Origin of the sequence: Geobacter anodireducens (genome assembly GCA_001628815.1) — a bacterium.
Lineage (GTDB): Bacteria > Desulfobacterota > Desulfuromonadia > Geobacterales > Geobacteraceae > Geobacter > Geobacter anodireducens.
Window position 1 is genome coordinate 252,246 of the sequence record CP014963.1, and the last position, 22,207, is coordinate 274,452.

Annotated in this window: 18 protein-coding genes and 1 tRNA gene; 14 read left to right on the forward strand and 5 right to left on the reverse strand. The window is 57.0% G+C overall.

The window, feature by feature from the left end:
• Positions 1-205: 205 nt before the first annotated feature.
• Positions 206-415 carry a hypothetical protein gene (locus tag A2G06_01135; protein ANA39222.1) on the forward strand — a complete coding sequence of 70 codons (210 nt, stop codon included), beginning with the start codon at positions 206-208 and terminating at the stop codon, positions 413-415.
• 955 nt (positions 416-1,370) lie between these two features.
• On the opposite strand, the gene A2G06_01140 is transcribed toward A2G06_01135, so the two are convergent.
• Positions 1,371-2,378 (reverse strand): hypothetical protein, encoded by a 1,008-nt coding sequence (locus A2G06_01140; GenBank protein ANA39223.1) that lies wholly within the window; start codon positions 2,376-2,378, stop codon positions 1,371-1,373.
• Positions 2,379-2,480: 102 nt separating this feature from the next.
• On the opposite strand from A2G06_01140, the gene A2G06_01145 reads away from it, so the two are divergent.
• The 13 genes from A2G06_01145 (at position 2,481) to A2G06_01205 (ending at position 17,728) form a co-directional block, all read left to right on the forward strand.
• Positions 2,481-3,053, forward strand: a complete 573-nt coding sequence (locus A2G06_01145) for a hypothetical protein (GenBank protein ANA39224.1) — start codon at positions 2,481-2,483, stop codon at positions 3,051-3,053.
• Between the two features lie 14 nt (positions 3,054-3,067).
• A complete protein-coding gene (locus A2G06_01150) occupies positions 3,068-5,314 on the forward strand; it encodes a hypothetical protein (protein ANA39225.1) in 2,247 nt (748 codons plus the stop codon).
• Positions 5,315-5,544: 230 nt separating this feature from the next.
• A complete protein-coding gene (locus A2G06_01155; GenBank protein ID ANA39226.1) occupies positions 5,545-6,660 on the forward strand; it encodes a hypothetical protein in 1,116 nt (371 codons plus the stop codon).
• Positions 6,661-6,710: 50 nt separating this feature from the next.
• Positions 6,711-7,307, forward strand: a complete 597-nt coding sequence (locus A2G06_01160) for a hypothetical protein (GenBank protein ID ANA39227.1) — start codon at positions 6,711-6,713, stop codon at positions 7,305-7,307.
• A 56-nt stretch (positions 7,308-7,363) separates the two neighbouring features.
• Complete coding sequence (locus A2G06_01165; GenBank protein ANA39228.1) at positions 7,364-8,269, forward strand: 5'-nucleotidase; 906 nt, start codon at positions 7,364-7,366, stop codon at positions 8,267-8,269.
• A 30-nt stretch (positions 8,270-8,299) separates the two neighbouring features.
• Positions 8,300-9,070 (forward strand): hypothetical protein, encoded by a 771-nt coding sequence (locus A2G06_01170; protein ANA39229.1) that lies wholly within the window; start codon positions 8,300-8,302, stop codon positions 9,068-9,070.
• 178 nt (positions 9,071-9,248) lie between these two features.
• Complete coding sequence (locus tag A2G06_01175; GenBank protein ID ANA39230.1) at positions 9,249-9,575, forward strand: hypothetical protein; 327 nt, start codon at positions 9,249-9,251, stop codon at positions 9,573-9,575.
• Positions 9,576-9,596: 21 nt separating this feature from the next.
• The gene (locus tag A2G06_01180) at positions 9,597-9,998 is read left to right on the forward strand and encodes a hypothetical protein (protein ID ANA39231.1); all 402 of its coding nucleotides are present in this window, start codon (positions 9,597-9,599) and stop codon (positions 9,996-9,998) included.
• Between the two features lie 28 nt (positions 9,999-10,026).
• Positions 10,027-10,383, forward strand: coding sequence for a hypothetical protein (locus tag A2G06_01185; GenBank protein ANA39232.1), 357 nt, complete (start codon positions 10,027-10,029; stop codon positions 10,381-10,383).
• A gap of 239 nt (positions 10,384-10,622) precedes the next feature.
• On the forward strand, positions 10,623-10,922 hold the full coding sequence (locus A2G06_01190) for a hypothetical protein (GenBank protein ID ANA39233.1): 300 nt from the start codon (positions 10,623-10,625) through the stop codon (positions 10,920-10,922).
• A 218-nt stretch (positions 10,923-11,140) separates the two neighbouring features.
• Positions 11,141-13,045: a hypothetical protein gene (locus A2G06_01195; GenBank protein ANA39234.1), complete on the forward strand. Its 1,905-nt coding sequence runs from the start codon at positions 11,141-11,143 to the stop codon at positions 13,043-13,045.
• Positions 13,042-13,431 carry a hypothetical protein gene (locus tag A2G06_01200; GenBank protein ID ANA39235.1) on the forward strand — a complete coding sequence of 130 codons (390 nt, stop codon included), beginning with the start codon at positions 13,042-13,044 and terminating at the stop codon, positions 13,429-13,431. The genes A2G06_01195 and A2G06_01200 overlap by 4 nt, the downstream gene beginning before the upstream one ends.
• A gap of 1,117 nt (positions 13,432-14,548) precedes the next feature.
• Entirely contained in the window at positions 14,549-17,728 is a 3,180-nt protein-coding gene (locus A2G06_01205; protein ANA39236.1) for a hypothetical protein, read from the forward strand.
• Positions 17,729-18,315: 587 nt separating this feature from the next.
• Here A2G06_01205 and A2G06_01210 read toward each other — a convergent pair.
• The 4 genes from A2G06_01210 to A2G06_01225 all read right to left on the reverse strand — a co-directional run bounded on the left by A2G06_01210 (position 18,316) and on the right by A2G06_01225 (position 22,088).
• Positions 18,316-18,391, reverse strand: a tRNA-Ala gene (locus A2G06_01210).
• 62 nt (positions 18,392-18,453) lie between these two features.
• Complete coding sequence (locus A2G06_01215) at positions 18,454-20,253, reverse strand: histidine kinase (protein ID ANA39237.1); 1,800 nt, start codon at positions 20,251-20,253, stop codon at positions 18,454-18,456.
• Positions 20,254-20,294: 41 nt separating this feature from the next.
• Positions 20,295-20,651: an RNA polymerase-binding protein DksA gene (locus A2G06_01220; GenBank protein ID ANA39238.1), complete on the reverse strand. Its 357-nt coding sequence runs from the start codon at positions 20,649-20,651 to the stop codon at positions 20,295-20,297.
• Between the two features lie 84 nt (positions 20,652-20,735).
• On the reverse strand, positions 20,736-22,088 hold the full coding sequence (locus A2G06_01225; GenBank protein ANA39239.1) for a DNA repair protein RadA: 1,353 nt from the start codon (positions 22,086-22,088) through the stop codon (positions 20,736-20,738).
• Positions 22,089-22,207 lie beyond the last annotated feature (119 nt).

Sequence of the window (22,207 nt, forward strand, 5' to 3'; positions counted from 1 at the left end):
TCGCGAAGCCCCGAATTTAGGGGCTTTCGTTTTTCGCATTCCGGTGTTGCGGAAAGAGTTGGTATTGGGACAACAAGCGCTTTGCTCTCTGGCCAATATTGCTCGTGCATTAATGAAATTCAATTTGCGCCACTATGGGCGTGAGTTCCCAGCACTGAGAATGTCCTTTCGGACGGAACAGCAAAAAGGTTTTGCGGAGACTGCTATGTTTCAGTTCCCATCACTGAGAATGTCCTTTCGGACTTATGTGGCAACCCGGGAGCCCCCGCGTCTCTTCCCGCAAGGGGAGTATGCCGGAACAACCGAAGAGGGAGAAAGGCAGATGAGGCGCGGGGAGTCGGATGGCCCAGTAGTACCGGTGAAGGCGGGTAACGCCGCTGGAGGGAAGGGGGCCACACATGATAGCGCGGAGTGAGGAACCACCGGCCGTTCAAAGAAGCGGGGAACCGGTGGTACCGAAACTGCGCCGGCAGTTTGGAGTTGTGGCCATTTCGCGGGAATAGTCATGCGCAACTCTGCCCATAGGCGGGATGATCACAATGTTCTTGCCAGTCAAGTCGGTAGTGGCAGCCGCAGAGGCCGGGAGTGCCCCGTCCAGGGAGGAACTGGCAGCGGCGATCTGCCAATTACCAATATTTGCGCTGCCCCATTCCGGGCGCCACAGATCATAGACAATTTCCTCGTTACGCGCTCGGTGACACGAGCATGGCCGACGTGCTGCTGTAAAGACTTTTGAAGATGAATTCCGGCATTCCGGATCGAGCCATCCAATTGCCGTCGTTCTCCGAATGGCCCAGGTAAATTGTTGCCACCTCCCCCTGCATTTCACTGCCAGATCCGAATCAAAATTTCACATCTCTAAAATAGAATATAATTCCTTTTTATATCTCTGCTTTTCACTAGAAATACGCCATGATTTATCCACTTGTTGTGGAAGAAACTAGCTGAAAATTACGTGAGGACGCTCATCACTCGTCACTGCAATCTAATTGGTGGGAAGCGAGTCAATCCAGCCTAGCACATCTGAACTTCGCCACCCAATGGTGCCTGGGCTCATCCGAACTGGTCTGGGGAAATTGCCGGCCTTTATCCAGCGCCAGATCGTCGACCTGCTGACTCCTGTCAGATTCAGTATCTCGGGCAGTCTAATCATTCGTTCCATGGAGCACCTCGCTATTGATCAGGTTTGAGGAGGAAAAGATCCTCAAGCTCTGATGCTCCGTATGGCAACAACCAGAATGATTATTTTTGGCTAATGGTTGTGCGTGCGGGTATGTTCGCTGCCCGCATGGTGCGATGGTGAGTATCCGTGGAACTGAATGGTTGAAGAAGTTGTGTGATCCAGTGATCTTGCCCCATAGATGCTTCTGTCAATCATACCTCCGGGCAGCCGCCTCGAATTCCTGCTTTACCTCAGCCCTCAACTCCGCCGGCTCCAGCACCTCCGCTGCGGAGCCGAAGGAAAGCACCCACCGCTTGACCTCGTCCCGGCCAGAAGTTCTCATCGCCAGAACCACCGAGCCGTCAACTTCATCGATAAACTCCTGATCCTTCGCCCAGCGCCGCTCCTTTATGTACCGGGCCTGCCCGGAGGGAAAGCGAATCCTTGCATCAAAGGGCTCGTCGAAGATGATGTTGAAGGCGGAGTCGAGCAGTTCGTGGGGATCGAATCCTTCCGGATAGTCAAACTCCTGCTCGGCAATGTCCAGAGAGCGGATCCGCTCGACGGCCAGGGTTCTGATGCTGGAAAAGCGGGCGACCATGCACAGCAGGTATAGCCCGCCATCCCGTTCAAAGAAGTGAAGCGGGTGGATAGTGAAGGTCTTGTCCCGGTCGTCGTAGAAGGAGTGATAGGTGACAGTGCAGACCTTGCCGTTGAGCATCGCAAAGCTGAGGTCGTCAATGGTTTCCTGCACCCCGCTGTAGTCCTTGGCCGCCTTGGCGGTGGGAATGAACAGCGTTGCATAGCGCTCCATCATCCGGCGAAACCCCGGCGGGAGGATCAGCCCCAGTTTTCTGAAGGCGGCATCCACCGACTCTTCGATCATGGTGCCCTGGTAGACCCCCAGGTTCCCCCTGAGGGCATAGAGGGAAAGGGCCTCGTCAAAGGTGAGGGTCGCCAGGTTGGGGGTCTTGAGGACCGATCCCTCGTCGAGCTGGTAGCGCTTCTGCCGCTCCATGATCCCGGCGGCGGTTTCGTGGACCGGAAGCCCTATCCGCTCCAGCGCCTTGAAGATCCGGTAGACCGTCCGGCGCTCCACGGAGGTGTTCGCCACGATCTCGGCTATCGTTGCCCCCTGGGGACGGCTCAGAAGCTTCACCGTCTCCACCATATCCACCAGCTGTCCTGCCCAGCAGTCCTTTTCCCGCTTCGGCACGTCACCCTCCCCTGTCCGGTAATCGGCACAATCGCCCTGTGCCCGAAAATGTCACGCATGCATTGTATCGGTATTTATAACGAATGCTTGAGGAGGCACTCCATGGCGAAAGACGGCAACAAGCAGCAAAAAGAGAACGGGCTCAGCGATTACGGCATCATCTACCTCTCCGGCGCCATCGATGCCGGCACCGCCGAAGGGGTCTGCAAGGAGATCATCGAATACAACATCAGGGGGGAAGTGAACCAGATCCAGATGATCATCAACTCCCCCGGCGGATCGTGCCCGGCAGGCTTCTCGATCATCGACATCATGGAGTGGTCGCGGATTCCCATCTATACCACCGGCATCGGCATGATCGCTTCCATGGGGCTCCTGGTCTTCATGACCGGAGAAAGGGGGCGCAGGGTCATCACCCCGCGGACCTCGATCCTCTCCCACCGGTTCTCGGCCTTCAATTTCGGCAACCACAGCCAGCTCATCGCCAGCCGCAAGGAGGAAGACTTGGAGCACGAGCGGATCCTTCAGCACTACCTCTCCTATTCGAACAGCTCCTCCCGGGAGGAGCTGGAGAGCTACCTCCTGCGGGACGTGGATACCTGGCTTTCCCCTGAAGAAGCCATCCAGTACGGTCTGGCCGATATCATCGAGCCGCTCAGAACCCGCAGTCACTGAAAACGAGGCCCACCATGACCATGAACGCACAAACGACCTTCACCCCTTCGGACCAGGGCGCCCAGGTTCTCCTTTTGTCGGCGCGGGATTCCGCGCCGGCGGCCGCCCCCTTTGCCGACAACCTCGACCATCTTCAGGCCATGGAACAGGAAGCGCGCCTGATCCTGGCCCGGGCGGTACTGCGCTGCAACGGCAGCGAGGCGATCCAGGAGAGTGATTTTTCGCGGGTACTGTCCCTGGCCGGTCTGTCAACGGAAAACGCCACCCTGGACCGTGTGGAGCTGCTCCTGTCGGGACACGTGCAGAAGACCCGCTTGCGGGAAGTGGCATCGGCCCGCGCCGGCATTGCCCTCACCCTGCCCCGGTTCTGCGAAAACTACAGCCTCCAGGGCTTCGAGCGCAGCGTGGTGCTCCTTCTCTTCATGCTCACTACCAGTCGCGGTTTCTGCGAAATGTTCTATCTCTGCGGCTTCGAAAAGGAGCGAAAGTGGACAGAGGGAATGAAGATTGGTTCCCTCCTCGCCATCATCTGCAGGGATTACCGGGAGCAGATCGACCGCCGCTCCGGCTTCAGCGTCGACGCTTCCCTTATCCGCCAGGAGATCGTCCTCTTCCGGAATACGCTGGACGAGACATCCAACATCCTGGACGAGATCGTCTGTCTCCACGAGCGGTTCGTCCGCTTTATCCTAGATGACAACAACCTCTATAGCACCATGTTCAGGTTCGTCGGCAGGGAGCGGAGCTGTGTCAGCCTTGATCAGGTCGTCATGGACGAAGCGGCGAAGCATGAGGTGGTCACCCACGTGGGAAACTACCTGAAACGGCGGGAGCTGGGGCAGCGGAGCATCCTCGACGAGTTCTACGGCTACGGCACCAGCCTTACCCTCCTCTTCCACGGCCCCCCCGGTACCGGCAAAACCATGCTGGCCAAGGCCCTGGCGTGCCACTTCGATCGACAGCTCTTCACCCTCCGGCTTGAGGATCTGAACGATACACCCGGAAGCTACGAGGAAAACTTCGGCTCCCTGTTCCGCGAGGCATCACTCCACGGGGGGATCGTCTTCTTCGACGAATCCGACGACATCTTCCGAGATGATTCCCGGGCAAGCCGGGCGCTCCTCATCGAAATCGAAAAGGCCCGCTGCGTGGTGATCCTCGCCACCAACAAGCCCGTGGAGCTTGACCCGGCCATGGAACGGCGCATCAGCATGAAGGTTTCCTTCGCCATCCCTGATCCCGACCTGCGCTTTTGCATGTGGCAGTCGCTCATTCCTCCCGGTGTCCGACTGGCCGACGACATCGACCTTCGGATGCTCTCCGAGCGGTACGAGTTCACCGGCGGGCTCATCAAGAACACCATCTTCCTGGCCCTCAACAAGGCCATGTCCGACGATGGGATCGAGAACACCGTCATCACGCGGGAGCTCCTCAGCCACGCGGCGTCATTGCAGATTTCCCCGCTGGCCGAGATGTCCCGCCTCTGCCGAACATACCCTCCGGCGATGACCCTGGAGGATATCCCTCTCCGGGAATACCAGAAAGAGCAGATCCGCCACCTGGCCACGGCGTATCGGCGTCTGAAGGAAGGGGGACTCGGCCTTTCGGTCCTCCTCGGTTCCGGCGACATCCAGACCGGAATTAACGCCGTCCGGGCACTGGCTCACGAATGCGGCCTCATGGTCAGGGAATTCGATTTCGACAAGGCCCTCTCCATGGCCGACGAAAACAGGGTCGTCGATCCGGTCAGCCAGAAAAAAGTCAGTCCGATGCGCTATGCCTTCTCGCCCGGAACCGGCAGCGCGTCCGTCATCCTCTTCGTTGACCACAACCGCGAAGTGGAGCGGCTGCTGGCGGACACGCCGGACACCGCCCGCAACATGATGCTGGGGGAGCTGACCTCGCACCTCCGGACCCATCCGGGTCTCTTCTGCCTGGTCACCAGGTTGCCCGGCAAGGCGAGACTCCCGGCTGAGTTCAGTCTACGGTTCGAGCTGGAGTATCCGCCCGAGGAGGAGCAGATACGGCGCTGGGAAGAGCATATCGGGCGGAGTTCTGTCGATGACGATCTGGTCACTCTGGTCGAACGCCATCCGATGCACATCACCGAGATCGACTTCCTGGCCCGCCAAACAATGATCCACGCCATTATTCACGGTGGGAGCGACAAGCCGACAGTCGCCGACATTTACGAAACCATCGAGAGACATCAGGGGAAGAAGCATCAGCCGGTGCTGTTCGGGGGGAACAGGCAACCATGAAACTGATCCGGAACTGGTTTTCTTGCATCAGGAAATTCGTAAAACCGGCAGCGAGATAAAGAATTTGCTAAAGAATCTCTCGTCCATGCCGATAGCCATAATATCAGAAATAGAGAATCGCATTAATTAAGCAATTGCAATTCATATCAAGCTCTGGAGGCACGATTATGGGACTGTTCGATTCAATTCTGAATATGGCAGCAAACGCCTGGGAAGGAACCCCTGATGCAATGTACGAAATGGCTTGCAGAAGTATCGAAAAAAACAATGTCAACCTTGCCCTGACTTTGTTGGAAAAAGCGGCAACCAGGGGCCACGTTCAAGCCCAGTACCATCTCGGATTCCTTTATTGGGAAGGCAAGTTGACCCCCCAGGACATGGCAAAAGCGGAGCATTGGCTGGGAGCAGCGGCAGACAACGGGCACCCGGAAGCATTGAAGTGCTTTCCTGCTGCAGAAAAAGAACAACAACAATCCACACCAGGCATTTCATGCACCGGTTGTGGCGCCGCCATGGCGGAAGGGGCTAGGTTCTGCCCGGAATGCGGTGAAAAAGCGCCACAGCCCATGTGCTGCCCCTCCTGCGGCGCACCACAGGCAGGCCCGGCCAAGTTCTGCCCGGAATGCGGCGCCAACCTGAATGCCCCTCCGAAATGCAGCGGATGCGGCGCCGAGATGGCCCCAGAAGCGAAGTTCTGCGGAGATTGCGGGACGAAAGCAGGTGCTACGGTGCCCAATCCGACCGCCACCGCCCCCAAGCGGAACGATGCGCCGGAAAGCATCACCCTCGAAATTGCAGGACCTGGCATGGAAGTTTCGTGCGGGCGGCTGTCCGATGAGCAGTACGAAGAAATCCTCCAACTCCAAAAAGATGGGGAATTCGAGAATAGTGACTACTATGAATGCACGCACAACTACAATGACGTTTTCCATCTCTACGGCGTCCTGTCGTCACAGGATGGCGATGAGATCAGGTCTCCAAAGCTAGCGCCCAATTATGAGGAAGTCGATACCTACAGCGAATTTGAAGACGGTATTTACATCATCTATGCGGCGCCGTCGCGAAAGACATACGGCAGCTTCACCATCAATTGTCCGGGCGGATTTGTCCCGGAGAAACTCAGCATACAGCTGTCAACGTTCGATATCAGCATGCTAGAGCTTGATGATGAAGGAACAGAGCTGATGGGCTCGATAATCTCCGGCATCTCCTATGACGACGAGCCCATTGATCTTGAGTTTGAAGATAATGGCGGAGATTGTTGCCGGTTCATTGTTCGGATCGATGACGGGTGCTGGGACATAATTTACTCTCAGCGGGGAGAAGAGTCGGAGTGGAATATTTAAGCATCTCAAAATAAGCAGTTCACATATCTAAACATATGGAGGCCTTTAAAATGAGCTTTGATCTCAAAACAATCGGTGAAAAATTAGACATTATCAATCATGAAATATATTTCGGAGTCACCAGCAGTGATGATAATGCGGATACTGAAGATGGTTTCAGTATTGACAATTGGAAATTGGATTATCTTCATTTCTCAATAGTTCAGAGAGAAGATGAAGATATTTTTCATGTAATAGACTGGTTTGAAAAGAAAATAAGCCCAAATATAGATGAGTTTGAAAAATGTGACGACTACATAGCCAAAATAGCCAGTACCAGATTCAAAAGTATGAATGAAGTCAATCTGCAAAAGAAATATTTCTCCGGCATGCTGAGATGCGCCCTGGATGAAGATGAAGATGGAATGTCGAGCATAACGGATAAAAAAGGGGGAGAAATTCTTTTTTATGATTATAGCGATGAGGAACCTGTCATAGATATTGGCTACCAGAATTGCATTTTTTGCATAACATCATCGAGGCCATCAAAGATCAGCAATGGAGCAATTATAGAGGATGACGCCTCTTTGTTTGAACCAGGTTCGACACCAATGGACAAATTCAAATCCGCGCTATATTCCGAGGAGCTAAGTCTATTCGGCAATTAGAATAAGCCTCTCAGAAGCCGCTATCGCTCTTAACCAATAAGCAACGAGTTTGGTCTATGGCTGTCGATCTTACCGAATGCCTCGTCGTTGGCATATCCTCCCGTGCGCTCTTTGACCTCTCCCATGAGGACGGGCTTTTCACCAGCGAGGGGCTGGACGCCTACCGCGCCTTCCAGATGGAGAACGAGCACCGCGTCCTCGAACCGGGTACCGGCTTCCCGCTGGTGAAGGCGATCTTGAGGCTCAACGAAACGCTCCCAGGCGACAGGAGGACCGAAGTGGTGGTCATGTCCCGGAATTCGTCAGAGACGAGTCTCAGGATATTCAACTCCATCGACCACTACGGTCTCGACATCACCCGCGCCGCTCTCACCGGCGGCGCCCCTCTCTCCCCATACCTGCGCGCCTTCAGGGTTGACCTGCTCCTCTCCCAGCACGAAGACGACGTACAGGCCGGCATCAATGCCGGCATTGCATCGGCGTTGCTCTACAGCCGGCCGAGTTGCCTCAACGAAGAAATCAACCAGATCAGGATTGCCTTTGACGGCGATGCAGTTCTCTTCTCCGACGAATCGGAACGGATTTTCAAGGAACACGGATTGGAGGCATTTGTCCGTCACGAGGCGGATAATGCCCGCAGACCGCTCCCCGAAGGACCGTTTGCCCGCTTCCTTAAGAGTCTTGCCGCGATCCAGGAGCTGGCAGGGACCACGGTGCCCCCCATCCGCACCGCCCTGGTCACCGCCCGCAGCCGCCCAGCCCATGAAAGGGTAATCCGGACCCTCAGGGCCTGGAACGTGGTGGTGGATGAGGTGTTCTTCCTCGGGGGGATGAAGAAGATGGAAGTCTTGGAGGCATTCAGGCCGCACATCTTTTTTGATGACCAGGATGTCCACTGCGGACCAGCTTCCACCGTTGTACCGGTCGGACGGGTGCCCTACGTGGAACGGCAAACGGCCTGAAGCGCAATCATCGATAATCTCGGAGGAACGATGAAAATCCAGCAATTCCCGCCATCTGTCACTGAAAAGCTTGGCTACTACGTTTACGTTCTGTCTTCCCCCGAAGGTAAGCCTTTCTATGTCGGGAAAGGCGTGGGCAATCGCGTTTTCCAACACGCAAGGGCGGCTCTTGAGACGGCTCATAAAAGCGACAAGCTTGACACTATCAGAGAGATTCTTAAAGACAACGGCGAGGTGCAGCACACTATCATCAGACACGGCCTGGATGACGTGACAGCATTTAACGTCGAGTCGGCGCTGATCGACTACATTGGCCTGCCTGAACTGAAAAACGAAGTGAACGGTCACCACGGCAACGACATTGGGATCATGAGCGATGCCGACCTGATCGCAAGGTATAGCGCCAAGCCGGCCACTATCAACGAGCCGTCGCTCCTGATCATCATCAACAAGGAGTACCGCAAGATCAAAAGCGGAATTGAGATCCGGCCTGACCGGATGTCTGCAGCAGAGCTGGCAGCCCAAACAAGGGAGTTCGCCCGGCAACTCTACGAGGGGACGCGCAGCTCCTGGGTTCTCGGTGCACGCCGGAACAAGGCAAAGTTTGCCTTTGCTGTCTGTGACGGCTTGGTGCGCGAGATTTACCGCATCCACAGCTGGCAGCCATACAATGGTCGCTGGGAATTCACCGGCGAAGTCGCCAGTGATTGGGAGCGCTACGACGAACTCATTGGTGGAGATGTTTCAGAATACCTTGGCGCGAAGGGGTCACAGAACCCGATCCGGTACGTTGGGTGCTAATGTTGCTCGCCAGCGGTTTTCCGCTACGGATGCTGAGACCAAAAGGTTGATCGCACAAAAGATGGCCAACAACCCGGAATAGTCATCCCATGCCCGAAAATGACACGCATGGGCGGTATGTTTGGCTTAAGTAAAATGCCGATACGCAAACTTTACCGAATATTTCAAGGAGCACGCCATGGCCATCCCCCTCGAATGCCTGAGCGTCATCATCCCCATCGCCACCATCATAAACCAGATCGGCCTCGACGGCTTTCACCGCCATCTCGCCGACAACACCAGTCATGACAATTACCTCTACCGCATCGGAGCCATGAATCCGATGGACGTAGAATTGATAATCAACAATTGGCAAAAGCAGGGGCTCAGGCCAACCGGCAGACGAAGAGGTGAACTGTTTTGGAAGGACCTCTGCGTGGTTGACGCCCATGGTCCTACCCTCCCCTGCAACTGGATTGAATACAATCCTGGCGAAAGGATCGTACGCTTGAAGGGAAAGGACTAACGTGACATGCAGACTGAACAAATGACGAAGGAGCGCGCTGAGCGCATCCTCGCCAAATGCCTGAAACTATACGACAGAACCCGATCCAAGCGGAAGCTGCAGAGCTTTGTCGACCGCATCGACGGGCCCGGCTACGAAGTGCTGAACCTCATGCAGGAACGGATCGAGCCGGAAATCAGGCGGTGCTATTTCCCTGATTTGACGGTGGAGAAGCACCTGGAGAAAGTAATGGCCCGTTGCCGGGCGGTTGACAGGCCGGCCATGCTCCTGTCCGATATCTGGTGTGAACTGGACAATGAGCTCTTTTTTGATGCTGAAGAGTACGGCGAATTCGTTGAGCGATTCGAGGAAGAGGTCAACAAACTGCCGAATCCGCCATCACGGCAGGACTGGGATGATCTGGAAGAAGAGCTGATGAAGTAACTTCCGTGGCGCCATTTCACAGGTTTTTATGAAAGTCATCATCGCCGGCAGCAGAACCATCACCGATTACGAGGTTGTCCGCAAGGCCGTCGACGAAGCCAGGGCCAAAGGCCTGGAAATATCGGCCATCATCGAGGGCGGCGCCCGCGGTGTTGATGCCCTTGCCGCACGCTATGCCGAGGAGCACGGGATAGAGCATATCCGGGTTCCGGCTGACTGGGGCCGCTACCGGCAGGGTGCCGGAAGGAAGCGGAATGAGCTGATGGCGGAAATGGGTGATGCCCTGATCGCCATATGGAACGGCGCATCCCGGGGGACAAAACACATGATTGAGTGTGCACGGAAAAGGGGGATCGCGGTTCAGGTGGTGACCCTCGACAGATAAATTCCAGCGCTTGGAAACCCGAGACGAGACGGAGAACACATAACGCCAAATGAGCCCCTGGCGGTGTCGAGTAAACGGGATGCCTGTAAAAAACCACCGGAGATTGGCTCGCCTTCGGCATGGTTTGCGCGGTTTCAACAGCTGACGGAAGATCAAAAGAGATCCATAAGGCACAAGAATGTCAGTATTTGTGCGCATCCGATTTCCGGCAACAAAAATTGACTCTCACCGAGGTAAGCATGGCCATAACCAGGCAGGCAGTTGTCCACTTCATCCTTGTACCGGACAAGTCCGCGGCCCGCAGGCTTCGCCGCATGGCGGCCACCGCCAGTGCCCGCGTTGGCGTCCAGGTCGGTACGTGGCCGGAACTCGTCAGCCTTGCGCAGAAAAGCTACCTCCTCCCTTCTTCTCCCGATGAGTGGCAATCGCGCCTTGATTCCGCCCTCGAATCCCTATCCGATTCCTTCTGGAGCAAGAGTCTCCATCATGCCCAGTCGGACCGGCAGCAGATCGCAGACGCGTGGAACGGACACTGGTAACGCTGCTGGAAGGAGCGGGGCCCGTCGGTCGGCTTGATGCCGTCAATCCGGCCGTGCTCCCGCCACGGTCGGCGAAACATCTCGCTGATCTGGCGCGGCTTCGAAACGCCCTGGGGAATCTCCTCCCTCCCCACCTTGCCGTCATCCGGCAGATTCTGGACGCGAGTACAGAACGACTGCTTCGCCCGGCCCGGATATACCATCGGGAAGGGTGGCCGGTGCTCAATCCCTGGCAGTGGGCCCTGGTCGAAAAACTCAACCGGGATGCCGGCGAGTGTGAAGATCCTGAACTGGCGGCGTATCTTACGGAAGAGCCTGCCGCCGCGCCAGCGGGCACGGCCCTGGGGCACCTTCAGCGACACCTGTTTGCCATGCCGGACAGCAAGCCTGTGCGAGACAACACCCTCCAGTGGCTGGCTGTCCGCGACTGCCTCCAGGAAGTTGAAGTGGCCGCCGGGATGGTGCAGCAGTCCCTGGCAGAGGACCCTTCCCTTGCCATGTCCGACCTGGCGCTGCTGCTCCCCGCTGATGAACGGTACGACACCGCAGTTCGGACCGTCTTCACCATGGCGGGAATCCCCGTCTCGGGTCTTGCCTCCGAAGCCACCGGACGCGATCTGGGGCGGGAGGCGGTCTTCAATCTCCTGCTCAGTCTCGACAAGCCGGCGCCGGTAATCGCCCTGGCAGCGCTCCTCACATCGCCCCTAATGCCATGGGATTGCGCCGCCGGGAACCGCCTTGCCCAGGAAGTCATCAACCATAAATTTGCTCTCGAAGCTGGCGCCGACAGCACCGATGACGCCTGTGCCATGCTGGAGATCATTCGCAACAAAGTTCAGAGTTGTGATGAGGTGCGTGAACGCCTGAAGCGCTTTGTCCAATTGAGCGGGGCCGGCGCCAGGCGACTGACCGATGAAGAGCGCTCCTCACCGTTGTTCGCGCACCGAATGGAGCTGGAGCAGTGTTGTGCCGCGCTGATTGAGAGTCTCGACGGTAAATCAGGGGAAATCCCCTGGAATGAACTACGCAAGACGGCAACTCCCCGAAACATTCCCATACATCTTGGAAAGGATCTCAACCGGGAGGGTGTTGCCGTCTTTCACGAAGGGGAAGAACCCTGGCGCCGTGTGAGGCGGCTTTTTGTTCTGGGCTGCCATGACGGGCACTATCCCCCGAAAACGGCAGGCTTCTCGCTCTTCACCGATCAGGAGCTGGAGTTGTTCCGTACCGTTGCGGGCCTTGAACTGGTCACCGCCGCGGAACAGAACCGTCAGCAGCGCCAACTGTTCCTCCGTCAGCTTCGCAGTGCGTCGGACCACGCAACCTTCCTCGTCCCCCGCCGCGATCCACTGGGCAAGTCTCTGTCGCCATCCGCCGCCATAACCTTCAGTGCGGCTCTGTTTTCCGATGTCAGGGATGAAGATGAATTGGTGCTGGAGCTTGACAGTGCATCAGACCGCGCCAGGGCCTTCGGGCTTCCGCCGGCGCCCCGCATGGATCAGCAAGCCCCCCGCAGCCCCGATCCCCAAGACCTTAAGTTTGACAGAAACCTGCTGGAGCTGAACAAGGGGACTGATGGCAGCATGAAACCCGAATCCCCCAGCCGGCTCGAAAAACTGATGATATCCCCCCTCGCCTGGCTGTTTGAACGGCTGGGGGTGGAGCCCCGCGACTGGCAGCCTGAAACCCTTGATATCAGGGCAAAGGGCACCTTAGCCCATGCCGTGTTCGAGCTGCTCTTTGATCCGAAAGTTCCCCTGCCGGAAAGGGACCGGATCGAGGCTCAGGTCCCGGCATTGCTGAAGAGCAAGATTGCGAGATCATGCCGTTTCTTCATCGCCGGGAATGGAAGGTGGAGCGAAAGCATCTCCAGCAGGAAATCGTCAAGGCAGCCCTTCAGTGGCGGGAAATACTGTTTCATGCCGGCGCCCGGCCGGTGGCGGTGGAGATTTCGCTCAAGGGTGAACTGCACGGGGTTCCGATTCACGGCAACGCCGACCTGCTGCTTGAGTTGCCGCCCAACCGGCTGTACGTGGTCGATTACAAGAAGTCCTCTAGCAATGACCGCCGCAAACGAATGGAGGCGGGCTACGACCATCAGGCAGAACTGTACCGCACCATGATCAGAACCGGCGGGCTGGAGAAGCCGGAAAAGGCGCCCGCGGGGTTGGCGGAAAAACTGGCGGGTATCAGGGACACCGGCGAGATCGGCACCCTCTACTACCTGATGAACGACCAGACCGCCCTGGCCGATAGCGCCGGCTGGCTGCCGGTGAGCATCGGCAACCTTGAGGAGATGCAAAACAGCACCTCAGGAAATGCCATGAAGCTGATACAGGAACGCTTTGCCCAATTACGACGGGGGTGCATTGAGTTAAACACCACCACCGATGAGAAGGAATTCAAGGATAAGCGGGGGATATCTGCGTATGCCTTGAAGGGGAGTCCTTTGGTGGGGATGTGGATGATTAATGCTAATATAGATCGGAGACTAAAATGTTCAGAATAGACACTGCTAACAAAAAACTGATTAAATTGGAGGATACCACTTTTGCAGACATAAACATTAAGGAGCGTTACGATATTCAGGAATGGATAGCTAGCAATCCTGAGGTATTAGGACAAGTTATTTACAACAACGAAGATTCATTGCTGATAATAGCAAAAGAACACGCTTTCGACGGGAAAGTTGCTGGCAGAGGCATAAGATCTGATCTGATAGCGATGGATAAAGATGGTAAGGTAGTAATTATAGAGCTAAAAAGAGACAATTCTGGATGCGATGTAGATTGGCAAGCCATTAAATACGCTGCTCGCATTTCAAAATATAGCACAGAAAGAATAGCAGAGTTGTTGTTAGATTACGAAAAAATTAACAGTATTGACGATGCAAAACAAAAAATAATAGAACATGTGAGTGGTATTTCTTCCGGCAACAATAATTTCGATGAAGTTTTTCAAAAAATAGGTGATGGGCTTTGCGTGCGAATAATTCTTGTGGCTAAAGATTTTAACCCAGATGTATGTGCTGCCGTTTTGTGGATGAGAGAAACAAGCAATTATGCAATTGATATTTCATGTGTTAAGCTTAAGCCTTTTAAAGATGGAGATTCATTGTTTTTGGATTCTGAACTGATTATCCCATTGCCTGAAACAAGAAGTTATACTGATCATAGGAACAAAAATTACACTAAAACTGACAAACTTACCTATGATTATAACTCACAATCAAGATACTCAGACGATTTACCAGTTCCACCTTTATCAAAAGAACAGTTAGAAATAAAACTACGTGAAACATTCAGTATCAATTCCGATCAAATTCCTAGGCTGAAGGCTTTCTTGCGTATTTTATGTGATAGATCAGAACCCATAACTCAGGACGAGATGAAAAGAGAATTAGCCGAAATGTTGAACATATCCGAGGGGAGAGCAGGGACATACTTAAGCAATATATCAACGTTTATAACCAGTAAAAAGTCGGGCTTTCTACGACAAATGATAGAATATGGGATAGTCGGTGGAGGAGAACCAAGTCCTGGAGCCAAAAAAACTGACTATAAAATAAGAACTGATGAAAATAAAGATTACAGAACCATTATCAAAAACGTGCTGGATGAGACCAAATGCACAACACATCAATAGGTTCACACCTCACCATCGTCCCCGCCGGGGCAGGCTCGGGCAAGACCTATTTCCTGCAGAACGAGCTTGCCAGGCGGATAGAGAACGGCCTCGCCCCGGAAAAGATCGTGGCCGTCACCTTTACCGAATCAGCCGCCGCCGAGTTGAGGAGCAGGATACGGGCAGCGTTGATAGGGAGAAACCTGCTGGAGCAGGCCCAGAAACTTGATCAGGCGTATATCACGACCATTCACGGTTTCGGTCTGCGCCTCATCACGGAATTCGCCTTTGACGGTGGCATGTCTCCCTCACCCCGCATGCTGAATGACGATGAACAGGGGATGCTGGTAAGTCGCGCCCTGGCCCATTCTGACGACGCTTCCGCCCTGATGGAGAACCTCGATCAATACGGCTACCGCTACAATTTCAGCAATAACGCGACCGCGGAAGAGTCTTTCCGAGGGCGGATGCTTTCCTTTATCGGCACACTGCGGGGCATAGGGAGGACGGGAACGGCGGCCGACCTGATTGCGCCGGCCGAGGATGCGATTCGCAGGCTTTACGGCGACACCCGGTCTGCCGAACACCTGAAGGCAGTCCTTCTTTCCGCCGTAGAGGCCCTGCTGAGGGAATTTCCGAAAGACCTGTCGCCTGACTACAGCGCCGTGAAATCAGTTCGTGAGGAACTGCGCGCCAATTTCCATCAACTGCGCCGCGCCTCCGGCGGCAGGGCGCTGGACACTGACTGGAAGCTCTGGAAGTCGCTACGCAAGCTGCGGGTTTCCAATCGCACCACCAAGCTGCCCGCAGGGTATGACGGCCTGGCTGAAGAGGTCATGGCTGCGGCCCATGCCCTGCCTCTGCATCCCGGCCCGTTGCAGGATGCCCTGAACCACGCCACGGCTCTTATCCAGTCTGCTTCCGCATGTCTGAACCGCTATGGCGAGGAAAAGCAGCAGCGGGGGCTTGTGGATTTCACCGACATGCTGTCCCTGGCCCATGGCCTAGTGTGCACTAACCAGGCGGTTGCCGAAGCCTTCAGGGAAAGGGTCGACTGTCTGGTGGTGGATGAATTCCAGGATACCAACCCGTTGCAGTTCTCCCTCCTCTGGTCCCTTACCCGCAAGGGCGTTGAAACCATCATCGTGGGTGATCTGAAACAGGCCATCATGGGCTTTCAGGGGGCTGACCCCCGCCTCATGCAGGAGCTGGTCAATCGCCATCCTTCGGCAACCAGGCCCCAGACCGGAAACTACCGCTCATCCAGGCAATTGATGCACTGGATCAATCTGGTGGGCACCGGGCTTTTTGATGACTACACGCCGCTTACGGCGGAGGCAGACTACACCAGCACGGTGGATCCTCCCCTCGATGTGATCCGGGCGGGAGACAAGACCCTGTCGGAGAGCGTCTGGGCATCCCATACCACTGCTCACCTGACCGGTTTGCTGGACAGCGGCATCGAGATATTCGACCGGCACCGGAAAGAGCATCGCAGGCTGCGGGGGGGCGATATCGCCATCATCTGCCCCACCAATAAGCGGCTGCAAACCTACGCTTCGGCCTTGAGAGATGCAGGAATCCGCTGCAAAATCGCCCAAGAGGGGTGGCATGAATCACGAATCGTCCAACTGGGGTGTAATGCCCTCAGCTTCGTGGCAGATCCCGGAGACCGGCACGCCGCCCTCTACCTGGCCGTAACGGAGCTTGGCAGTCATACCCTGAAATCCGCCCTTGCAGAGCTGATGGACCACGACAAAATTTGCGATCCGGTGCTGGAAAAACTGTGCGCCGTGGCGAAAGGACGCCAGGACCGCCACGTGGAGGATCTCCTGGTCGATATCATCGCCGCCCTCGACCTCTACGGCACCATTAACCGGTGGCCCGACGCCGGACAGGCCCGGGCCAACCTGCTGCGCCTTGAGGAGGAATGCCGTGAGTTCCGGAACGCAAATCGCGACGCCATGGCCTGCGGCGGCTATTACGGTTCGGACGTCAAGACCTTCCTGGCCTGGCTGAGAGGCCGGATCGAGCGGGAAAACACGCAGCCGGAAGCGACCGTCATCGACGAAGACGCCGTGGTTCTCACCACCTGGCACAAGTCGAAGGGGCAGGAATGGCCCATCGTTGCCGTCTGCGGCATGGACAGGAGCTACCAACCCCGCCTGCCGGAGACACGGGTCGTCTACAACGATTTCAGCGAACTGGATGCCCTGCTTGACAGTGCGCGGATAGAAATCCACCCCGCCTTCGATGCCCCGGAAACATGCGATGCCTTCAGGGCCAACCTGCTGGAAGGCGCGAGGAACACCGCAACGAGGCTTCTCTACGTGGCCCTTACCCGGGCGCGGGAGAAGGTTGTCCTCGAATGGCCTGAGTACAAGAGGGGAAAAGCCGGCGACAGCTATTGGGATCTGCTCGTTTCATCGGCAGGGCTTGATCTAGAAAAGGATATGATGCGTGTTGCGGGCGATGCGGTCACCTGCACAATCACCACTGTCGGGCCGGAAGCGGCAGAGATTGAGGGGACCCGCACCGGCACCGCCCTGCCGACATATGGCCGAATTGCGATTGTCCCACGGGAGATGCCGGAAAACCTGACTCCCGAGGCGACCACCCCTTCCTCCCTCGAAGGGATGCCCGTTTCCGAATTGCCGGAGGTGCGCCTCGTCAGGTACGGCAGTGGGCTGCAGTGCGAATTCCCGGGCCTGGATGCCGCATCACGGGGAACATTGCTCCATCGCTGCTTCGAGCTGTTGAGCGGACACGCGGAACGGCGCAATCTCTTGCAGGATGCTGTCGACATGGCCTTGACGGAGGAGCAGATAGCAGCCATTTCAACTGTGGTTGCGGCCTTCGATGCCTGGCTGGCCCAGGAGCTGGCGCCGGTGGGACTGGAATCGGAAATCCCGATTCTGAGCCTCAATGAAAACGGCACGGTTGTCACTGGAACCGCTGATATGTTCGTGGAAACCGCTGACAGTTTCTGGGTCATCGATCACAAATCAGACCAGACCGATGACTTCAACAACCGGTTCCTTCATTACCTGCCACAGCTTCGCTGCTACGCCGCAGCCCTTGGCAGTGCCCAGTCATGCAAGCCGGTGCGTGGCGTTGCGGTGAACTGGATCAGCTGCGGAGTCATCTCTCTTGCGCCGCTACCTGAATGTTCCATCGGATAATGCCATGCCGAGGGAACTACGGAATATGGAAGCCATGGACCGCCTACCGTGCTCCTTCCTTCCCTCAGTAATTGAGGCATAACGAAGAATCAGGGCATTTGTACGATTACAAACGGCACCTCTGGGGCCGGAGCACCATCAACCATTTCCCGAAGTGGCCGTTCAGGACGCTTCTTGCTACAGAAAGGACAGTTCTCATCCGTGCAAATAGGATACTTTTCCGTCCACTCGTTGCACACAGGGCAGAACATGGAATCGTAATACATGTCGTAGACGATCACCGAGTGACAGGTGTCGCATCGAGAATCGACAATATAGCCGGAAAACTCCTGCCCGTTGACCGTGACGATCCAACCTGATGCATCTTCCTCAATACGGATTGGAGGGTTATTCATGTTCTCTCCAGACCCCCTTCGGATTTAATGCCGCTGAATTTGATGCTTGCACAGGCATGTGTCATAACCGGGCACAGCGGCTCGAAGCTTGTTGCATCTCGTTTTGGTTAGTGCCACGGAAAAAGTATCACTCAATGTATCACTCAAAAATAAAAGGGGACCCGGCTTAATGCCTGATCCCCTTGTTTTTATTGGTGGAGACGAGCGGGATCGAACCGCCGACCTATGCGTTGCGAACGCATCGCTCTCCCATCTGAGCTACGTCCCCGGAGGAATTGTGTGCGAAACGATAGTATATAACCCAATCCGTTGAAGATGAAAACTAAAAAATCAGGGAGAGGTGGGAAGAACAACCGTAAAGAGGGCGCCTCCTTCGGGCCGGTTTTCCACCTCGATCCGTCCGCCGTGGTTGGTAATGATCCGGTGAACAATGGCGAGGCCGAGGCCGGTCCCTTTCTCCTTGGTGGTAAAAAAGGGGGTGAAGATCGAGTGGCGCACGTCCGGGGCGATACCGCTGCCGGTGTCGCCTACCTTGACGGATATGGCCCGCTTGCCGTCGATCCGCGCCGGGCCGGTTTCGATGGTGAGAATCCCCCGCGGTTCCATGACGTCCAGGGCGTTGCTTATCAGGTTGGTGAAGACGTGGCGGAGCTGTTGGCAGTCGCCCAGCAGGGTCGGCAGCCGGGAGGCGAAACGCTTGTCCACAACCACCTCTCTCTGTTCCAGGGGGACGGCCATGGTTGCCAGCCCGTCTTCGATGATCTGGTTGATGCCGCAGCGGGTATAGCAGATGGTGGTCTTTCGCGAGAAAAAGAGGATGTCGCCCAGCATCTTTTCCAGGTGCTGCACCTCGCGCCCGATGACGTCGGCGTAAAGCCACTCCTCGGACTCGGGAGAGAACTTTCTCTTGAGCCTGCCGGCGAAGCCCCCCACTGAAACGAGAGGATTCTTGATCTCGTGGGCGATGCTGGCCGCCATCCGGCCGATGGCCGCCAGTTTTTCCTCCTGGAGGAGTCGCTCCTTGGCATCCTGAAGGTTTCGGTTCGTCTCTTCGAGACGGTGGAAAAGGATCGAGTTTTCAATGGCCATCCCGGCCTGTCCGGAAACCAGGTGAAGGATACCGAGATCATCGCCGGCAAGGGGACGGCCCGTGAGCCGGTTGTCGACGACGATGGCGCCGACCACGCGATCCTGGGACACGAGGGGGGCGACCGCGTAGGACGATGTGCCGAACTGCTTCATGAGGGTCCGGTCAACCGGTTGCTCCCGGTCGGGGTGTTGAACGTGGAGCAGGGTGCGCTCCAGGACGGCCCGGGATATCTGGTTGAGGGACGCATCAAGGGGGAGGCGCGTGGCCTTGACAACGGAGTCGAAGTCCGCGTTCCGGACGGGGAACCGCCGTCTTGCCCTGGGTTCGGGCGGCACACTGCTGTCGGTCTGCTGGGCGGAGGTGATGCCCATCATCCCCTGGAGGATGCCGGCGCGCTCATTGAGCAGAAAGAGCATGGCCCGGTCGAACAGGGGCGGCAGGTCGGATGTGAGGGAGGTCAGCAGCAGGTGAATGAGCCGGTTGAGTTCAATGGTCGAGAGCATGACCCCGTTGATCTGGTTGAGGAAGGAAAGCTCCCGGATGCGCTTTTCCACCGATTCGAGCTGCCGCTTGCAGCGCACCACGCTGGCGGCTTCGATGAGGATTACGGCGAGCATGTCCTGATCGTCGTCGGTCAGGAGGTCATCGTGGGGAACCCCAAGGGCGAGGGCCCCCAGAGTCTGTCCCCGGCAGTTGATCGGAAAGGCGGCGATGGCTTGTTCCTTGCCCGTAACAACTTCGTCGGGATGGCGTTCTGCGCTGTTCCGACGGACCGGCTTGCCGCTTGAGGCGCACAGCCCTGCAATGCCTTGGCCTCCCGGTATCCGGCAGTCGCTGCCGGTGCCGGAGTCGGCGCTTGATATCTTCCGGACGATGGAGCGGCCGGCGTTGTCCAGGAGGTAGAATGTGGCGGAAAGGGCGCCGAATGCCTCGGCAATGAGAAGGGCAAGGGACTTGAGCCGTTCATCATGGGAGTGTTCGGTCGCATTGGCGATCCGAATGGCACTGCTCATTATGGTGTAGGGATCGCGAACGGCCATCCAAGACTCCGCGGGAAGGGGTGCGAGAGGGGGAGAACTGGTCAGGGATGCTTTTCTTTTCTTTCCTGCTCCATCTTGCAGTCGATGCAGAGGGTGGTGACGGGGCGCGCCTTGAGCCGTCCCTCGCCGATTTCCTCGCCGCACACTTCACAGGTGCCGAAGCTGCCGTCGTCGATGCGTTCGAGGGCCTCTCTGATTTTGTTGATGAGCTTGCGTTCCCTGTCCCGGATTCGCAGCTCGAAGTTACGGTCCGACTCCTGGGTGGCGCGGTCGTTGGGGTCGGGAAACGGCGTGCTGTCTGAAGTCATCTCGGAGACGGTCTTGCCTGCCTCATCGAGGAGGGTCCGCATCTCTTCGTTGAGTATGGTTCTGAAGTATTCGAGCTTCTCACTTTCCATTCTCCGAATCTCCTTTGCGTATAACTGCTGTAAATAGTAAGAGAAACGGCTAATCAAGTAAAGTAAAAAAGCGCGTCGGATCGGTCAGAGGAACTGTTCCAGCGCTTCGTCCAAGGATTTTACCCCTACGACCGTCATGCCGGGCACGTCGCCAACCTGCCGGACGCTGCCGGCGGGGATGACCGCCCGGGTGAAGCCCAGCTTGGCAGCCTCGCGGACCCGTGTTTCCGCCTGGGTAATGGCGCGGACTTCCCCCGCAAGGCCCACCTCGCCGACAATGACCGTGTGGGGGTCGATGATCTTGTCCAGGTGGCTCGATGCGAGGGCCGCCACCATGCCCAGATCGATGGCCGGCTCGCTGAGCCGTGCGCCGCCGGCGGCGTTCAGGAAGATGTCCTGCCCCGACAGGTGGAGGCCGACCTTTTTGTCGAGCACGGCCACCAGGAGCGCGAGGCGGTTGTGGTCGACCCCGAGGGTGGTGCGGCGCGGTACGCCCAGGGACGAGGGGGTGACGAGCGCCTGCAGTTCCACCAGCAGCGGGCGGCTCCCTTCGATGGTGGTGACGACGGCGGATCCCGGGACGCCGAGCGGCCGTTCGGCCAGGAAGAGCTCCGACGGGTTTCTCACCTCGCTGAGGCCCCCCTCTTTCATCTCGAATACGCCGATTTCATTGGTTGAGCCGAAGCGGTTCTTGACGGCCCTGAGAATCCTGAAGGCATGCCCCGGGTCCCCTTCGAAGTAGAGCACCGTGTCGACCATGTGCTCCAGCACCCGTGGGCCCGCCAGGGAGCCGTCCTTGGTCACGTGTCCCACAAGGAGGGTGGGGATGCCGTTGCGCTTGGCCAGCTCCATGAGCCTGCCGGCGCATTCACGCACTTGGCTGACGCTGCCGGGCGCAGATTCGAGGCTCGCGCTGAAAACGGTCTGGATGGAGTCGATCACGAGGGCCCGGGGGGCGAGAGCGGCAACCTGGGACAGGATGAGTTCGAGGGAGGTCTCGGCAAGGACCAGCAGTTCACGCGCCCCGATGCCCAGGCGCTCACCGCGCATTTTTGTCTGTCGCGCCGATTCCTCGCCCGATACGTAGAGGACCGGTCCCACGGTCCGGGCAAGGTGGTCCATGACTTGCAGCAGAATGGTGGACTTGCCGATGCCGGGGTCTCCGCCGATGAGCACCAGAGAGCCGGAGACGAGGCCGCCGCCCAGTACCCGGTCGAATTCGGAGATGCCGCACGACAGGCGTGTTTCCGCCTCGCTGGCCACCTCACAGATGGGGACCGGGCGGGTGGCTGCGGGCGCGGGGGAGCCAATCTTCCGTCCGCCGCCGGTGATCTCCTCGACAAAACTGTTCCAGGCGGCGCAGTCGGGGCATTTCCCGAGCCATTTGGCCGATTGGTAGCCGCATTTCTGGCAGGCATAACGGCTTACGATTTTCACGGGGTGTCCTTGTCTCGGGGGTGAGCGGATACTACCGCCTTGCCACCCGGCTGTCAATCGACCGTCGGCATCAGGTTGAGTCTGCGGGTTTGACACTGGTTTGCCGCGTAGGCTACTAT

Bases quoted from the DNA above. Each gene is read 5' to 3' on its own strand.
- A2G06_01135 (ANA39222.1), top strand. From the start codon at position 206: ATGTTTCAGTTCCCATCACTGAGAATGTCCTTTCGGACTTATGTGGCA.
- A2G06_01145 (ANA39224.1), top strand. From the start codon at position 2,481: ATGGCGAAAGACGGCAACAAGCAGCAAAAAGAGAACGGGCTCAGCGAT.
- A2G06_01150 (ANA39225.1), top strand. From the start codon at position 3,068: ATGACCATGAACGCACAAACGACCTTCACCCCTTCGGACCAGGGCGCC.
- A2G06_01155 (ANA39226.1), top strand. From the start codon at position 5,545: ATGTACGAAATGGCTTGCAGAAGTATCGAAAAAAACAATGTCAACCTT.
- A2G06_01160 (ANA39227.1), top strand. From the start codon at position 6,711: ATGAGCTTTGATCTCAAAACAATCGGTGAAAAATTAGACATTATCAAT.
- A2G06_01165 (ANA39228.1), top strand. From the start codon at position 7,364: ATGGCTGTCGATCTTACCGAATGCCTCGTCGTTGGCATATCCTCCCGT.
- A2G06_01170 (ANA39229.1), top strand. From the start codon at position 8,300: ATGAAAATCCAGCAATTCCCGCCATCTGTCACTGAAAAGCTTGGCTAC.
- A2G06_01175 (ANA39230.1), top strand. From the start codon at position 9,249: ATGGCCATCCCCCTCGAATGCCTGAGCGTCATCATCCCCATCGCCACC.
- A2G06_01180 (ANA39231.1), top strand. From the start codon at position 9,597: ATGACGAAGGAGCGCGCTGAGCGCATCCTCGCCAAATGCCTGAAACTA.
- A2G06_01185 (ANA39232.1), top strand. From the start codon at position 10,027: ATGAAAGTCATCATCGCCGGCAGCAGAACCATCACCGATTACGAGGTT.
- A2G06_01190 (ANA39233.1), top strand. From the start codon at position 10,623: ATGGCCATAACCAGGCAGGCAGTTGTCCACTTCATCCTTGTACCGGAC.
- A2G06_01200 (ANA39235.1), top strand. From the start codon at position 13,042: ATGATCAGAACCGGCGGGCTGGAGAAGCCGGAAAAGGCGCCCGCGGGG.
- A2G06_01205 (ANA39236.1), top strand. From the start codon at position 14,549: ATGCACAACACATCAATAGGTTCACACCTCACCATCGTCCCCGCCGGG.
- A2G06_01215 (ANA39237.1), bottom strand. From the start codon at position 20,253: ATGGCCGTTCGCGATCCCTACACCATAATGAGCAGTGCCATTCGGATC.
- A2G06_01220 (ANA39238.1), bottom strand. From the start codon at position 20,651: ATGGAAAGTGAGAAGCTCGAATACTTCAGAACCATACTCAACGAAGAG.